Raw genomic sequence first — 16,218 nt, 5'->3', positions numbered from 1 at the left:
GTGAGGGGGCCGGCGGCCGAGGGGCCGTACTGTTCCGGGCGGTTTCGGCGGGGTGTCATCCCCCGAGGTGACGTGAGGGAAGACCTGAGGGTGACGGGACCGGCTCTCGCGTCAGACCCAGGTGGTCGGGATTTCGGCTGATCGGCGAGGGGCGCGGTGGACCGGACGGTGGAACGGTTCCCGGCCGGACCTCACCCTCACACCCTCCCCCTCGTCGTCTCTCTTCCGTCGATCGGAGCAGTACCCGTGACCACCGCCTCGCCCACAGGCCCCCGCACCACCATCCCCACCGCGGCCGCCCGCGCCACCGAGCTCTCCAAGGTCTACGGTCAGGGCGAGACCCGGGTGGTCGCCCTCGACCAGGTCTCCGTCGACTTCGGGCAGGCGCGGTTCACCGCGATCATGGGGCCCTCCGGGTCCGGCAAGTCCACGCTGATGCACTGCGTGGCCGGGCTGGACAGCTTCTCCTCCGGCTCGGTCCGCGTCGGCGACACCGAGCTCGGATCCCTGACGGACCGGCAGCTCACCAAGGTGCGCCGGGACAAGATCGGGTTCATCTTCCAGGCGTTCAACCTGCTGCCGACGCTGACCGCGCTGGAGAACATCACGCTCCCGATGGACATCGCGGGCCGCAGGCCGGACCAGCAGTGGCTGGACACGGTGATCCGGACGGTGGGCCTCAGGGACCGCCTCGGCCACCGTCCCGCCCAGCTCTCCGGCGGCCAGCAGCAGCGCGTCGCCGTCGCCCGGGCGCTGGCCTCCAGGCCGGACATCGTCTTCGGGGACGAGCCGACGGGAAACCTGGACTCGCGTGCGGGCGCCGAGGTCCTCGGCTTCCTGCGCGACTCCGTACGGACGTTGGGGCAGACCGTCGTGATGGTCACCCATGATCCGGTCGCCGCCGCCCACGCGGACCGGGTCGTCTTCCTCGCCGACGGGCGGATCGTCGACGAGATGTACGAGCCCACCGCGGACGGGGTCCTCGACCTCATGAAGTCCTTCGACACCACGTTCCGTACGAGCTGAGCCGTACCGGCCGAGCGGTACCAGCCGAACCGTACGAGCCGAGCCCTCCGTCCTCCCCCACCCCACTTCCCTCACCTCATCCCACCGGGACCACACCACCATGTTCCGCACAGCCCTGCGCAACGTCCTCGCGCACAAGGCCAGACTGCTGATGACCGTGCTCGCCGTCATGCTCGGCGTCGCGTTCGTCTCCGGCACCCTGATCTTCACCGACACCCTCAACCACGCCTACCGCGACCAGGCGACCAAGAGCTACGCCCACGTGGACGTCGAGGTCCGCGAGAACTCCGACAGCTCCGCCGACTTCCCCGGCATCAGCCGGAAGACGGTCGACGAGATCGCCCGGCTCGACGGGGTCGCCGAAGCCGCCGGGCGGGTGGACCGGACGGCCTCCGTCGCCGACGAGGACGGCAGGCTCATCGGCGACGGACTGGACGACTCGGCCGCCAACTTCGCTCCGGGCAAGGGCGGCAAGGACCCGCTCTACGTGTTCACCGACGGCAGCGGGCCCACCGGACCCGGGCAGGTCGCGCTCGACAAGGACTCCGCCGACAAGGGTGGCTACGACGTCGGCGACACCGTGCCCGTCGCCTTCAAGGGCCCGGCGAAGACGTACAGGCTCTCCGGCATCTTCACCACCGACGCCACCTCGGTGGCCGAGGGCGGCAGCCTGGTGCTGTTCGACACGACGACCGCGCAGCGGCTGTTCCTCGGGCCGGGCGTCTATCGGTCCGTCACCGTCACCGCCGACCCCGGTACGTCGAGCACCGAACTCGCCGCCGCCGTCAGGAAGCTGCTCCCTGACCACGCTGAGGCCCGGACGGGGCGGGAACTGGCCGCGGACAGGGTCAGGGCGGTGACGGGAGACACGTCGACGCTCAATACCCTGCTGCTCGCCTTCGCCGGAGTCGCGCTCTTCGTCAGTGTCTTCCTGATCGCCAACACCTTCACCATGCTGGCCGCCCAGCGCACCCGGGAACTCGCCCTGCTGCGCGCGGTCGGCGCCTCCCGCAGGCAGGTCACCCGGTCCGTCCTGATCGAGGCGATGGTGGTCGGTGCGGCCGGCGCGGCCGCGGGACTCGGGCTGGGCGCCGCCATGGCCGCCGTAGCGCGTTCCACGGTCGGGTTCGGCGGTGGCAAGATCCCGGACGGGCCGCTGACCGTCACGTCGTCGACCGTGCTGGTGGCGGCCGTCGTCGGGGTCCTGGCTGGTCACCATGGTGGCCGCCTGGCTGCCGGCCCGCCGCGCCGCGAAGATCCCGCCGGTCGCGGCGATCGGCAGCGCGCACCTGCCGGCCACCACCAAGTCCCTGGTGCTGCGCAACTCCCTCGGTGCGGTCGTCACGCTGCTCGGCGCGGCGGTCGTGGTCGCGGGCACCGGGGCCGGTGGCTCCGAGGCCGGCAAGATCGTCGGGTCGGGTGCCTTCCTGGTGGTGATCGGGGTCATCGTGCTGATCCCGTTGCTGTCCCGGCCCGTGATCGCCGTCGTACAGCCGCTGTTGCGGCGCGGCTTCGGGGTTTCCGGGAAACTCGCGGGCCAGAACGCCGTACGCAGCCCGCGCCGCACCGGAGCCACCGCCTCCGCGCTGGCCATCGGGCTCACGCTGGTCAGCGCGCTGACCGTGGTCGCCGCCACCCTCGGTCATTCCGCGGACAGGATCACCACCGACACCGTCAAGGCCGACTACATGGTCTCGGACGACGGCGCGGGCCTGGACGCCTCGACGGTCGCCGCCCTGCGCGAGGTCCGGGGCGTCACGGCGGTGTCGCGGGAGGAGTCCGGGTTGATGACGATCGACGGCAGCTGGCAGCAGGTGACCGGCGTGACCCCGGGGGACTTCTCCGACGTCATCCACCTCACGGTGGTCTCCGGCTCGATGGACACCCTCACGAAGGGGCGGATCGCCGTCGCCGACGATGTCGCGCGGTCCAACGGCTGGAAGGCGGGCGACACCCTGCCGGTGAAGTACGACGACTCGACGACCGGCAGCGTGACCGTCGGAGCCGTCTTCGAGAGCAACGAGGTCGTCTCGCCGGTCGTCGTCCCCGCGGACCTGATCGAGGCCCACGTGGACGAGGCGAACATCTTGTGGATCTACGTCAAGACAGCCGGCGGCACCGACGAGAAGGCACTGGCCGCTGCCCTCGCCGGACACCCGGGGGCCAAGGTCGGCGACCGGCAGGACATCCGCGAGCACTTCAACGGCGAGGTCGACACCACGCTGAACGTCCTGTACGGCCTGCTCGCGATGTCCCTGGTCATCGCGGTGCTGGGGGTGGTGAACACCCTCGCGATGTCGGTCTTCGAACGGCATCGTGAGGTCGGCATGCTGCGCGCCGTCGGGCTCGACCGGCGGGGCGTGACGCGGATGATCCAGCTGGAGTCCGTCGTCATCTCCCTCTTCGGCGCGGTGATCGGTGTCGGGGTCGGTTCCTTCCTCGGCTGGGCCCTCAGCGAGATCACGAAGGCGGACGTCCCCGGGTACGCCCTGGAGCTGCCGTGGAGCCGGTTGGCGCTCTTCCTGCTGCTGGCGGCACTGGTCGGTCTGCTGGCCGCCCTGTGGCCCGCCCGCAGCGCGGCCCGGCTGGACATGCTCACGGCCATCAAGTCCGAGTAGCGCACGGCCATCAAGACCGAGTAGCTCGCCGCCGACAGGACCCCACGGATGCCGCCGCCCCTTCCCGACCTGCGCCGAGGCGGGTCGGGAAGGGGCGGCGGCAGTCCCGTATCAGATGTCCCGGAAGATCTCGATCTGCGCCCCGATCGAGTTCAGCCGCTCGGCCAGATCCTCGTACCCCCGGTTGATGACGTACACGTTGCGCAGCACGGACGTGCCCTCGGCCGCCATCATCGCCAGCAGGACGACGACGGCGGGGCGCAGGGCCGGCGGGCACATCATCTCGGCGGCGCGCCAGCGGGTCGGGCCCTCGACCAGCACGCGGTGCGGGTCGAGGAGCTGGAGGCGGCCGCCCAGCCGGTTCAGGTCGGTGAGGTAGATCGCCCGGTTGTCGTAGACCCAGTCGTGGATGAGGGTCTTGCCGGAGGCGACGGCCGCGATGGCCGCGAAGAACGGGACGTTGTCGATGTTCAGGCCGGGGAACGGCATGGGGTGGATCTTGTCGATCGGCGCTTCCAGCTTGGAGGGCCGGACGGTGAGGTCCACCAGGCGGGTGCGGCCGTTGTCGGCCGGGTACTCCGGCGTACGGTCGTGGTCGAGGCCCATCTCCTCCAGGACCGCGAGCTCGATCTCCAGGAACTCGATGGGCACCCGACGGACCGTCAGCTCCGACTCGGTGACGACGGCGGCGGCCAGCAGGCTCATCGCCTCGACCGGGTCCTCGGAGGGGGAGTAGTCGACGTCGACGTCGATGTCCGGCACGCCGTGCACGGTGAGCGTGGTGGTGCCGATGCCCTCGACCCGGACGCCCAGGGTCTCCAGGAAGAAGCACAGGTCCTGGACCATGTAGTTGGAGGAGGCGTTGCGGATGACGGTGACACCGTCGTGCCGGGCGGCGGCCAGCAGCGCGTTCTCGGTGACCGTGTCCCCGCGCTCGGTCAGGACGATCGGGCGGTCCGGGCGGACGGACCGGTCGACGACGGCGTGGTACTGCCCCTCCGTCGCGGCGATGTCGAGGCCGAACCGGCGCAGCGCGATCATGTGCGGCTCGATGGTCCGCGTCCCGAGGTCGCAGCCGCCGGCGTACGGCAGCTTGAAGCGGTCCATGTCGTGCAGCAGCGGACCGAGGAACATGATGATCGAGCGGGTGCGGACGGCGGCCTCGGCGTCGATCGCCGCCATGTTCAGCTCGGCCGGCGGCACGATCTCCAGGTCGACGCCCTCGTTGATCCAGCGGGTGCGCACACCGATGGAGTTCAGCACCTCCAGCAGGCGGTAGACCTCCTCGATCCGGGCGACCCGGCGCAGCACCGTGCGCCCCCGGTTGAGCAGGGAGGCGCACAGCAGCGCCACACACGCGTTCTTGCTCGTCTTGACGTCGATCGCGCCGGAGAGCCGACGACCACCGACCACGCGCAGGTGCATCGGGCCCGCGTAGCCCAGAGAGACGATTTCGCTGTCCAGCGCTTCGCCGATGCGAGCGATCATCTCAAGGCTGATGTTCTGATTGCCGCGCTCGATGCGATTGACGGCGCTCTGGCTGGTGCCGAGCGCCTCGGCGAGCTGCGTCTGTGTCCAGCCCCGGTGCTGCCGGGCGTCACGGATGAGCTTGCCGATACGTACGAGGTAGTCGTCTGCCATGAGGTTGAGGCTATCTCAGATATGAGATGGCACATCCCGGGGGGTCCATTCGGGTGATGGACCTGAGGGTCTGTCAGCGTCGCCTGGCGTTACGGGTCCGGCGCCACCCGAAAGGTCCGGGCAAATCCACCGATGTCGTACGACGTCCTGTGCTGCTGTGGGTGTGCCGCGGCCCGTGGCGTCCCCCACCGGTGGTGATGGACCAGGAGCGTCGGTTGATGTTCAGGCGCACGCCGGGCAGGATCCGGAAACTCTTGCGGAACGTGAGGGGCATGGGGCCTCCCTCCAGTTGTGGTCAGGTGTTCCCAACTCCTGTCGGATACCCCGACTTGGCGAACTGATGGCCGAACGCCACGGCCTCCTCGGCTCTTGACCCTGCCCGAGGGGGAGGGCCGACGGTGGCCGTATGGACTTCGACGACGACACCCTGCTGGCCGAGCAACTGGCCTACTACCGGGCGGGCGCGGCCGAATACGACCGGCCCTACACGGAACACGAGGAGTTGCGGGAGCTGCTCGCCGCCGTCGACGGCCTCCCGATCACCGGTGACGTGCTGGAGCTGGCCTGCGGCACGGGCCAGTGGACCCGGCGGCTCGCCGCACGGGCGCGGTCGGTCACGGCCGTCGACGCGGCGCCCGAAACGCTGGCCCTCGCCCGGGCGCGCACCGCGTCCCCCGCCGTCCGGTTCGTCCGGGCCGACCTGTTCGCGTGGCGACCGCCCCGGCGCTACGACACGGTCTTCTTCGCCTTCTGGCTCTCCCACGTCCCCCCGGCCCGGCTGCCCGCCTTCTGGAACACGGTCGCCGCGGCACTCGCCCCGGGCGGCAGGGCGGTCTTCGTCGACGACGGCCCCGCCGCTGCCGCGCACGAGGAACTCCTCGCACGGCACCCGACCCCGACGGCCCTGCGCCGTCTCGACGACGGCAGCCGGCACCGCATCGTGAAGGTCCTCCACGATCCCCCGACCCTCGCCCGCGACCTCACGGCCCTGGGCTGGTCGGCCCGCGTCCGCCCGATGACGAACACCTTCGTCGGCATCGCGGAGCCGCCGGCTCCCGCCGCCTGAAAACGCCGCCTGAAAACACGCGCTGTCGCGAGCGACCCCTTCTGGCCTGCGCTGCATGAAGGTACTCGTGATCGGTGCGACGGGAACGATCGGCAGGGCGGTCGTGGACGAGTTGGAAGCGGCGCATGAGGTGGTGAGGGTGTCTCGCGGCGGATCCCCGCGGGCGGATCTGGAGGACCCGTCCTCCCTGGACGCGCTCTTCGACGAGGTGTCCGGCCTGGACGCGGTCGTGTGCTGCGCGGCGAGCGGCCCGCTGGTGGATCTGGCGGATCTGGAGGGGGTGACGGACGACACGTTCGCCGACGGACTCCGCGCCAAGCTGCTCGGACAGGTCGCGCTGGCCCGGCGGGCGGTACGGCACCTGCGGGACGGCGGCTCCATCACACTGACCGGAGGGACGTTCGCCGAGCCCCTCCCGGGCGGCTCGCTGGGTGCCCTCGTCAACAGCGGCCTGGAGGGCTTCGTCACCAACGCCGCCGCGGAACTGCCGCGAGGCCTGCGCATCAACCTCGTCAGCCCCGGCTGGATCAGGGAGACCCTGGAGACCCTGGAGGGTCTGGGCGGGAACGGGGCGGCCGGCACGCCCGTCGCCGAGGTCGCCCGGGTTTACGCGTCCCTGGTGGAGGGAGCCGTGACGGGCCGGGTCGTCCGCGCGTGACAAGGAGGCCGGGCATGACCAATCCGGCCTCATGTACTAGAGTTATCTCGACATCGAGATATCTGCCGAGGCGTACCGCAGCCGCACGCTCGCCGGGTCTGGCAGTAAGGCATGCCTAACTTAGCCTTACCTTAGCGGATCGGCCAAGACGGTGTGACGGCAGGATGCGGTGGTAAGCGCACAAAACTGAAGGAGACTGTCGTGTCGGCGAACAGCTTCGACGCCCGCGCCACGCTGAGCGTGGGCGACGAGTCGTACGAGATCTTCCGGCTGGACAAGGTGGAGGGCTCGGCCCGCCTGCCGTACAGCCTCAAGGTTCTGCTGGAGAACCTGCTCCGTACCGAGGACGGCGCGAACATCACCGCCGACCACATCCGCGCCCTCGGCGGCTGGGACTCCCAGGCCCAGCCGTCGCAGGAGATCCAGTTCACGCCGGCCCGCGTGATCATGCAGGACTTCACCGGCGTGCCCTGTGTCGTCGACCTCGCCACCATGCGTGAGGCCGTGAAGGAGCTCGGCGGCGACCCGGCGAAGGTCAACCCGCTCTCCCCGGCCGAGCTGGTCATCGACCACTCCGTCATCGCCGACAAGTTCGGCACCAACGAGGCCTTCGCACAGAACGTCGAGCTGGAGTACGGCCGCAACCGCGAGCGCTACCAGTTCCTGCGCTGGGGCCAGACCGCCTTCGACGACTTCAAGGTCGTCCCGCCCGGCACCGGCATCGTCCACCAGGTCAACATCGAGCACCTGGCGCGCACGGTCATGGTCCGGGGCGGCCAGGCCTACCCCGACACCCTCGTCGGCACCGACTCGCACACCACCATGGTCAACGGCCTCGGCGTGCTGGGCTGGGGCGTCGGCGGCATCGAGGCCGAGGCCGCGATGCTCGGCCAGCCGGTCTCGATGCTCATCCCGCGCGTCGTCGGCTTCAAGCTGACCGGTGAGCTCACCCCCGGCACCACCGCCACCGACCTCGTGCTGACCATCACCGAGATGCTCCGCAAGCACGGCGTGGTCGGCAAGTTCGTCGAGTTCTACGGCGAGGGCGTGGCCGCCACCTCCCTCGCCAACCGCGCCACCATCGGCAACATGTCGCCGGAGTTCGGCTCGACGGCCGCGATCTTCCCGATCGACGACGAGACCATCAAGTACCTCAAGCTCACCGGCCGCTCCGAGCAGCAGCTCGCGCTCGTCGAGGCGTACGCCAAGGAGCAGGGCCTCTGGCTGGACCCGAAGGCCGAGCCGGACTTCTCCGAGAAGCTGGAGCTCGACCTCTCCACGGTCGTCCCCTCCATCGCCGGCCCGAAGCGCCCGCAGGACCGCATCGTCCTCGCGAACGCCGCCGAGCAGTTCAAGACGGACGTACGCAACTACGTCGACTCCGTGGACGAGGCCGGCCAGGAGTCCTTCCCGGCCTCCGACGCCCCGGCCGTCGCTCCGAACGGCGCCCCGTCCAACCCGGTCACCGTGACCGCCCCCGACGGCTCGACGTACGAGATCGACCACGGTGCGGTGACGGTCGCGGCCATCACCTCCTGCACCAACACCTCCAACCCGTACGTCATGGTCGCCGCCGCGCTGGTCGCGAAGAAGGCCGTGGAGAAGGGTCTGACCCGCAAGCCGTGGGTCAAGACCACCCTCGCCCCGGGTTCCAAGGTCGTCACCGACTACTTCGACAAGGCGGGGCTCACCCCCTACCTCGACAAGGTCGGCTTCAACCTCGTCGGCTACGGCTGCACCACCTGCATCGGCAACTCCGGGCCGCTGCCGGAGGAGGTCTCCAAGGCCGTCAACGACCACGACCTGGCGGTCACCTCGGTCCTCTCCGGCAACCGGAACTTCGAGGGCCGGATCAACCCCGACGTCAAGATGAACTACCTGGCCTCCCCGCCGCTGGTCGTCGCGTACGCCCTCGCCGGCTCCATGAAGGTGGACATCACGCGCGACGCCCTGGGCACCGACCAGGACGGCAACCCGGTCTTCCTCAAGGACATCTGGCCCTCCGAGGCCGAGGTCAACGACGTCGTGGCGAACGCCATCGGCGAGGACATGTTCAACAAGTCCTACTCCGACGTCTTCGCCGGTGACGCCCAGTGGCAGGCGCTGCCGATCCCGACCGGCAACACCTTCGAGTGGGACACCGAGTCGACCTACGTGCGCAAGCCCCCGTACTTCGAGGGCATGACGATGGAGACCACCCCGGTCTCCGACATCACCGGCGCCCGGGTCCTGGCCAAGCTGGGCGACTCGGTCACCACCGACCACATCTCGCCCGCCGGTGCCATCAAGGCCGACACCCCGGCCGGCAAGTACCTCACCGAGCACGGTGTGGAGCGTCGTGACTTCAACTCCTACGGCTCCCGCCGAGGCAACCACGAGGTCATGATCCGCGGCACGTTCGCCAACATCCGCCTGCGCAACCAGATCGCGCCGGGCACCGAGGGCGGCTACACCCGCGACTTCACCCAGGACGGCGGTCCGGTGTCGTTCATCTACGACGCCTCCCGCAACTACATCGAGCAGGGCACCCCGCTGGCCATCCTGGCCGGCAAGGAGTACGGCTCCGGCTCGTCCCGCGACTGGGCCGCCAAGGGCACCGCGCTCCTCGGCGTCAAGGCCGTCATCGCCGAGTCGTACGAGCGCATCCACCGCTCGAACCTCATCGGCATGGGCGTGCTCCCGCTCCAGTTCCCGGAGGGCGCCAACGCCGAGTCCCTCGGTCTGACCGGCGAGGAGACCTTCTCCTTCACCGGCGTCGAGGAGCTCAACAACGGCACCACGCCGCGCACGGTCAAGGTCACCACCGACACGGGCGTCGAGTTCGACGCGGTCGTCCGCATCGACACCCCCGGTGAGGCCGACTACTACCGCAACGGCGGCATCATGCAGTACGTGCTGCGCAGCCTGATCCGCAAGTAAGCCTTCCCGTAGGCCACTTCAGGGCCGCACTCCCGGTGACGGGAGTGCGGCCCTGCGCCGTGCCGGCAGTGCCGGGGGAGACCACTGCGCTCTGTGTTCGCGCAGGTCATCGCCAGGGCTCAGGTGGAACACAGGCTTCCCTCAGGAGTCCGGGACACGATCGGTACATGACCGGCATCCAGGGGTTCCTCAAGCGCCGCGCGCGCGTGCTCGTCGTCGGCGACCACGTGACCGGGCCCTGCGCCCCGCGCGGTCGCGGCCGTGTCATCAGGCCGACGAGGGATGTGGGATGAGCACCGATCAGGCCGACGGAAGCGGCCACGCGACCAGTACGGCCCCGCGCCGCCGGATCCCGCGCCCCTTCCCGCACCGCCGACGGCCCCCGCGTCCCATCCCGCGCACCCGCTCCCTCCGCGCCCGCCTGCTCCTGCTCGTCGGCGTCACCCTTCTCTGCGTGTGCTCGACCATCGCCGGGACCACCGCACTGGTCCAGCGTGCCTATCTGATGGGCGACCTGGACGACCGCGTCACCGTCGCCGCCGACCGCGGCCTGGACGGAGCGGGCCGTCACCCGGAGGACGCGGACGACCTGTCCTTCCTCGCCGGGGACGGCCACCCGGCCGGCATGATCGCCGCCCGGCTCGACACAGGCGGCCGGGTCCTCGCCGCGGCGGTCGTCGGCCAGGACAGCCAGGACACCCCGCCCCGGGCCCTCACCACCGCCCAGAGCGCCGCCCTGGCCGGTATCGCCCCCGACGGCTCGAAGCACACCCGGAGCGTCCCCGGCCTCGGCACCTACCGGGTCGCCGCGGTGGAGAGCGGCGGATCGCGCGTCCTGGCCGGGCTGCCGATGGACGACGTCCAGCACCTGATCAGCACCCTGGTGGCGGCCGAGGCGGGCGTCGCCGGTGCCGGGCTCACCCTCGCGTGCTGCGTCTGCGCCGTGGTGATACGACGGCAACTGCGGCCCCTGGGCCGGGTCGCCGCCACCGCGGCCGAGGTCACCCGCGCCCCACCGCTCCAGGGCGAGGGCACCGGCCTCACCCGGGTGCCCGAGCGCGACACGGTCCCCGGCAGCGAGGCGGGGCAGATCGGTGCCGCGCTCAACCGCCTGATCGACCGGGTCGAGTCCTCGCACGCCGAACGCCGGCGCGGCGAGGAACGCATGCGCCGCTTCCTGGCCGACGCCAGCCATGAACTGCGTACACCTCTCGCGTCCATCGCCGGATACGCGGAACTGATGAACCGCGGCACCGACCGGATCGAACCGGTGCTGGCCTGGCGCCGGGTGTCCGCCGAGTCGGCGCGCATGACGGGACTGGTGGAGGACCTGCTCCTGCTGGCCCGGCTCGACGAGGGCCGGCCGCTGCAGTCCGCCGAGGTCGACATGGCGGTACTGGTCGCAAAGGCGGTCCGGGACGCGCGGATCGCGGGCGGCGGCCATCACTGGCGGCTCGACCTGCGGCTCGACGCCCCCGCCCTGGTCGTCGGCGACGCGGGCCGGCTCCACCAGGTGGTGTCCGGCCTGCTGGCCAACGCGCGCACCCACACCCCGCCCGGTACGACGGTTACGGCGACCGTGGAGGCCACGGACGCCCGCTGTGTCGTCCGGGTCCGCGACGACGGCCCCGGCATCCCGCCGGCCCTCCTGCCCACGGTCTTCGAACGCTTCACCCGGGCCGACACCTCCCGCTCCCGCGCCGACTCCGGGTCCGGCGGTGCCGGTCTCGGCCTCGCCGTGGCGGCGGCGGTCACCGCGGCCCACGGCGGCCGCCTCGACGTCTCCAGCGTCCCCGGCCGCACCGAGTTCACCGTAGAACTGCCCATGGCGGGCGGGACGGCGCAGGAGACGGCGCGGCCGGCGCAGCGGACGAGCCCGGCGTCGGTGTGACGCCGGGCCCCGCTCCTCAGACGGCCTTCCGCACCTCCAGGGACAGGTCGTTGTCGACGGTGAAGTAGGGCCGCAGACAGGCCCCTTCGACCGTCACCGCCGGATAGACGAACACCTCCTTGCGGTCCGCCACGTCGTCCAGGAGACGGGCGAGCCGGACGAGAGGCGCGTCGGGCGAGGGCTGGACGAAGACGTCCCACACACCGTGGCGGGCGGCGGCCAGCCCGTCGTGGTCGACGGTGAAGAAGAACCCGTGGCCGTCGTCCGAGGCCAGCGGCTTCAGCTCGCGCACGGTGCCGCCCCCGCCGCGCAGCCGCAGGCGCACGGTGCCGCCCGCGGCCAGGGAGACACCGTGCAGCCGGGCCCCGACCGTGGTCGACCCGTCGCTGACGTCGACGCGTTCGACCTCCGCGTGGGCGGGGCGCAGCCAGGTTCGGATCGCGAAGTAGCCGTCCTTGGTGGCGTAGGGGATCCGGACGGCGAGCGGTGTCCGCCGGTCCCGGAGCTGCCCGTCGACCAGGGCCCGCAGATCACGCAGGCCCGGCCGCAGCCGCTGCCGCTCGGTTCCCGGGCCGAGCAGGTACACGTCCCAGCGGCCCTCCGCGAGCACGGGCTCCGGGTCCAGCACGGCGCACAGCCGGCCGTCGTCGCCGGGTTCCAGGGCGAGGGTGTGCAGGACCTTCTCCGGCTCGTCCTTCTTCGGCCGCAGCCGCAGCAACAGCCGTTGCCCTTCGGCCTCTTGCGTCGCCCGGGCCGCCTCCGCGGGCAGATCGAAGACGATCCGCCCGCTGTCGTCGACCACACAGCCCAGCCGTGCCGTCACCGCCGACACCGTCGTCCTCATCGTCGCCCCTTCCGTACGACGCGCAGCGCGCCGCTCGCCGCCGTGTACGCCGCGTCCCGGGCGGCGAACCCCTGGCCGACCAGGACGCGCTGCACCCCCGAGCGCTCCCGCACGGCCCGTCGCCCCGCCGCGCGTGCCGCGACCGCCTCGGCGAACAGGCGCTCGGCCTGCTCGACCACCGGTCCGGGGGCGTACCGCTGGGCGTTCTTCAGTGCCGCACGGCCGGCCCGGCGGCGCAGTTCGTCGTCGCGGACCAGTTCCAGCAGGGCCGCGGCCAGCGCGTCACGGTCGCCGACCGGCACCAGGCGGCCGTCGACGCCGTCCTGGATGATCTCGCCGGGACCATAGGGGCAGTCGGTGCTCACCACCGGCAGGCCGCAGCGCATCGCCTCGACGATGGTCATGCCGAACGGCTCGAAGTTGGAGGCCGCCGCACCGATCGAGCCCTTGACCCACTCCGCCTCCATGGGAGCCGCCGCCCCCATCAGGAAGACGTTGTTCCACAGCCCCAGTTCGGCGATCAGCCCGCGCAGCCGGTCGTGCTCCTCGCCCTTGCCGTAGATGCGCAGCCGCCAGTCCGGATGCTCGGCGGCGACCACCGCGAACGCCTCGATGAGCAGGTCGTACCGCTTGACCGGCACGAGCCGGCCGGCCGCGACGACCACCTTCGCGGTGCCGTCCGAGGCGGACAGTACGGGATCCGGGACGCTGTTCGGCAGCGCCTCCACGCGTACGCCGGGCAGCCGCATCTTGCGCCGGTAGGCGGCGGCGTCCGCCTCGGTCACCGTCGTGAGCGCGTCCAGCCGGCGGTAGGCCCGGCGCAGCGCGTGGCGCAGCCGCGGTGAGTGGTTGTCGAGGGTGAGGTGCTCCTGGCCCACGCGCACGACGTGCCTCGGGGCCTGGTACGCGAGATGCACGTTGAGCCCCGGCCGGGTGCCGATCACCACGTCGGCGTCGAGCGCGGCGAGGCACTCGCCTATGCGCTCGTCGGTCAGCTCGCTGTACTGCCCGTAGCGGTACTCGGCCCGCGGGAAGACCCGCGCCGGTCTCAGGTGTAAGGGGTGCTCCTTCTCCTGGCGAAGATCCACCAGTGGCCGCAGCGACACCCGCGGGTCCAGCGCGAAGTTCGGCAGTTCCCGGTGCCGCAGAACGGAGACGATCTCCACCTCGTGCCGTTCGGCCAGTGCCTGGGCCAGGTTGAAGGTGGTGGTGATGGTGCCTCCAATCCCATAAGCGTTATGAATAAGGAAAGAGATCTTCATGATGGTGCAGACAACACCAAGTCCCTCCAGGGTTGTGGTCCGTTACCACTTCGTAGTGCTCCGGTCCAGGTCACGCGGGGGGCAACGGTGTGTCGCGCCCCGCCGACACCAGGTGTCGGGACGGTAACGACCGCAACCTTCCACCCCGCCCGGCCGCTCTCCCTCACCATGCGTACGCTCACGGACGGCGCCCGGACACTCGCCCTCCAGCTGCTCCGGTTCGCCCTGCTGCAGGCCCGCTGCTGCGCCTTCGCGGTGGCGCTGATGGGCGGCATGGCCGTCTCCGGGCTGCTCCCACCCCTGCCGGTGGCCCGCTACGACCTGCTGCTCGCGTACGGCGTCCTGCTCACCGGCGTCGGCTTCCTGCTGGGGTGGGAGACCCGGCGGGAGGTGGCGGTGGTGGCCGTCTGCCATGTCCTCGGGCTCGCCTTCGAAGTGGTGAAGGTCCACGTGGGTTCCTGGAGCTACCCCGAACCCGGACTGGCCAAGATCGCCGGTGTGCCGCTGTACGGGGGCTTCATGTACGCCGCCGTCGGCAGTTACGTCTGCCGTTCCTGGCGCCTGATGGACCTCTCGCTCAGCGGCTACCGCGCCCGCGCCACGGCCACCCTCGCCGTCGGCCTCTACGCCAACTTCCTGACCCACCACTGGCTCCCCGACCTGCGATGGCCGCTCGCCGCCCTGCTCCTGGCCGCCACCTGGGGCACCTGGGTCCACTACACGGTCGGCCCCCACCACCACCGCATGCCCCTCGCCCTCGCCTTCACCCTCATCGGCTTCTTCCTCTGGCTCGCCGAGAACATCGCCACCTACTTCGGCGCCTGGACCTACCCCACCCAACTCCACGGCTGGCAACCGGTCCCGGTGACCAAGTGGATCTCCTGGGCCCTGCTGATCAGCGTCACGTTCGTCATCTGCGGGACGCGCCGGCACGCCATGGCGGAGACGCGCGGGCCGAGGGCGTGAGCCCCGCCCCCACGGTCAACGCGCGTCCACCCCCACCCGCTCACGGCCCCTGTGTGCCAGCCGTTTACAAGTACGCCGCTCGGCGCTAGCTTCCCCCACAGGTGGGGTGGGAGCGCTCCCACCCGGCGGACCGGAACCTGCCTCGTAGGTCGCCCCCACCCCCCGCCATCCGCACGCACTCTCACGGCCCGTACCTCAAGGAACGGACTGATCTGTCATGATCACGACAACCCCATCGGCGGACTCCCCCCGCCGATCAGTGCTCCCGACCCGCGCCAGAGCCCTGTTCCTCGTCCTGGTCTCCCTGCTCGCCACGATCCCGGCCCTGAGCCTGGTCGTCACGGCGGGCGGTGAGGCCGAGGCCCACGGCACCCCGATGAAGCCCGCCAGCCGCACCTTCCTGTGCTGGCAGGACGGGCTGACCGACACCGGCGAGATCAAGCCGGTCAACCCGGCCTGCAAGAACGCGCAGGCGGTCAGCGGCACCACGCCGTTCTACAACTGGTTCTCGGTGCTCCGCTCGGACGGTGCCGGCCGCACCCGCGGCTTCGTGCCGGACGGCGAGCTGTGCAGCGGCGGCAACACCAACTTCACCGGCTTCAACGCCGCCCGCGACGACTGGCCGCTCACCCACCTCACCTCGGGCAAGACGGTCGACTTCTCCTACAACGCCTGGGCCGCGCACCCGGGTTGGTTCTACGTCTACGTCACCAAGGACGGCTTCGACCCGAAGAAGACGCTCACCTGGGACGACATCGAGGACCGGCCGTTCCTGAGCGTCGACCACCCGCCGCTCAACGGCAGCCCGGGCACGGTCGAGGCCAACTACTCCTGGAGCGGGCAGCTCCCGGCGAACAAGTCGGGCCGCCACATCATCTACATGGTCTGGCAGCGCTCGGACAGCGCGGAGACCTTCTACTCCTGCTCCGACGTGGTCTTCGACGGCGGCAACGGCGAGGTCACCGGCATCCACGACCCGGGCAACCCGACCGAGCCGGTGCCGGGCACCTGCACGGCCACCCGCAAGACCACCGGCACCTGGAACGGCGGCTACCAGTCCGAGGTGACCGTCACCAACTCCGGCAATGTCCCGATGCTCGGCTGGATGGTCAACTGGACGCTGCCGGGCGGCCAGAAGGTCGACAGCCTGTGGAGCGGCACCGCCACCTACACCGGCCAGGACGTGATGGTCCACAACGCCGGCTGGAACGGCTCACTGGCTCCGGGGAAGAGTACGACGTTCGGTTACGTCGTCTCGGGCCCCGGCGGTGAGACGGCGACGACCCTGCCCTGTCGGGTCGGCTGACCGCCGAGGACGTACACCCTC

12 protein-coding genes and 1 pseudogene are annotated in these 16,218 nt (G+C 70.9%); 9 read left to right on the top strand and 4 right to left on the bottom strand.

Annotated elements, in window-relative coordinates; genetic code table 11:
• The first annotated feature begins 246 nt into the window (after nucleotides 1-246).
• Nucleotides 247-1,026, top strand: a complete 780-nt coding sequence (locus tag K4B79_RS32990; protein WP_232030984.1) for an ABC transporter ATP-binding protein — start codon at nucleotides 247-249, stop codon at nucleotides 1,024-1,026.
• A gap of 100 nt (nucleotides 1,027-1,126) precedes the next feature.
• Nucleotides 1,127-3,644, top strand: a pseudogene (locus tag K4B79_RS32985) (ABC transporter permease).
• A gap of 111 nt (nucleotides 3,645-3,755) precedes the next feature.
• Here K4B79_RS32985 and K4B79_RS32980 read toward each other — a convergent pair.
• Both K4B79_RS32980 and K4B79_RS32975 read right to left on the bottom strand, forming a co-directional pair.
• Complete coding sequence (locus tag K4B79_RS32980; protein ID WP_232030983.1) at nucleotides 3,756-5,285, bottom strand: helix-turn-helix domain-containing protein; 1,530 nt, start codon at nucleotides 5,283-5,285, stop codon at nucleotides 3,756-3,758.
• 73 nt (nucleotides 5,286-5,358) lie between these two features.
• Complete coding sequence (locus K4B79_RS32975; RefSeq protein ID WP_232030982.1) at nucleotides 5,359-5,559, bottom strand: DUF4236 domain-containing protein; 201 nt, start codon at nucleotides 5,557-5,559, stop codon at nucleotides 5,359-5,361.
• A gap of 132 nt (nucleotides 5,560-5,691) precedes the next feature.
• Between K4B79_RS32975 and K4B79_RS32970 the strand changes: the two genes are divergently transcribed.
• The 5 genes from K4B79_RS32970 to K4B79_RS32955 all read left to right on the top strand — a co-directional run bounded on the left by K4B79_RS32970 (nucleotide 5,692) and on the right by K4B79_RS32955 (nucleotide 11,819).
• Nucleotides 5,692-6,351 (top strand): class I SAM-dependent methyltransferase, encoded by a 660-nt coding sequence (locus K4B79_RS32970; protein ID WP_232030981.1) that lies wholly within the window; start codon nucleotides 5,692-5,694, stop codon nucleotides 6,349-6,351.
• Nucleotides 6,352-6,406: 55 nt separating this feature from the next.
• A complete protein-coding gene (locus K4B79_RS32965; protein WP_232030980.1) occupies nucleotides 6,407-7,009 on the top strand; it encodes a short chain dehydrogenase in 603 nt (200 codons plus the stop codon).
• A gap of 201 nt (nucleotides 7,010-7,210) precedes the next feature.
• Entirely contained in the window at nucleotides 7,211-9,928 is a 2,718-nt protein-coding gene (acnA, locus tag K4B79_RS32960; protein WP_232030979.1) for an aconitate hydratase AcnA, read from the top strand.
• A gap of 167 nt (nucleotides 9,929-10,095) precedes the next feature.
• Nucleotides 10,096-10,221, top strand: a complete 126-nt coding sequence (locus K4B79_RS47970; RefSeq protein ID WP_269464228.1) for a hypothetical protein — start codon at nucleotides 10,096-10,098, stop codon at nucleotides 10,219-10,221.
• Nucleotides 10,218-11,819: an ATP-binding protein gene (locus K4B79_RS32955; RefSeq protein ID WP_232030978.1), complete on the top strand. Its 1,602-nt coding sequence runs from the start codon at nucleotides 10,218-10,220 to the stop codon at nucleotides 11,817-11,819. Before K4B79_RS47970 ends, K4B79_RS32955 begins: the two co-directional genes overlap by 4 nt.
• Nucleotides 11,820-11,835: 16 nt before the next feature.
• On the opposite strand, the gene K4B79_RS32950 is transcribed toward K4B79_RS32955, so the two are convergent.
• Entirely contained in the window at nucleotides 11,836-12,663 is an 828-nt protein-coding gene (locus K4B79_RS32950) for a hypothetical protein (RefSeq protein ID WP_232030977.1), read from the bottom strand.
• On the bottom strand, nucleotides 12,660-13,925 hold the full coding sequence (locus K4B79_RS32945; RefSeq protein ID WP_232030976.1) for a glycosyltransferase family 4 protein: 1,266 nt from the start codon (nucleotides 13,923-13,925) through the stop codon (nucleotides 12,660-12,662). Before K4B79_RS32945 ends, K4B79_RS32950 begins: the two co-directional genes overlap by 4 nt.
• A 168-nt stretch (nucleotides 13,926-14,093) precedes the next feature.
• Between K4B79_RS32945 and K4B79_RS32940 the strand changes: the two genes are divergently transcribed.
• Together K4B79_RS32940 and K4B79_RS32935 are read left to right on the top strand one after the other, a co-directional pair.
• Nucleotides 14,094-14,891: a DUF817 domain-containing protein gene (locus K4B79_RS32940; RefSeq protein ID WP_232030975.1), complete on the top strand. Its 798-nt coding sequence runs from the start codon at nucleotides 14,094-14,096 to the stop codon at nucleotides 14,889-14,891.
• A gap of 217 nt (nucleotides 14,892-15,108) precedes the next feature.
• Nucleotides 15,109-16,197 (top strand): lytic polysaccharide monooxygenase auxiliary activity family 9 protein, encoded by a 1,089-nt coding sequence (locus K4B79_RS32935; RefSeq protein ID WP_232030974.1) that lies wholly within the window; start codon nucleotides 15,109-15,111, stop codon nucleotides 16,195-16,197.
• Nucleotides 16,198-16,218: the final 21 nt, after the last annotated feature.

The organism is Streptomyces lincolnensis, assembly GCF_021173675.1.
Taxonomy (GTDB): domain Bacteria; phylum Actinomycetota; class Actinomycetes; order Streptomycetales; family Streptomycetaceae; genus Streptomyces; species Streptomyces lincolnensis_B.
This window is presented reverse-complemented; position numbering and strand designations above follow the sequence as displayed.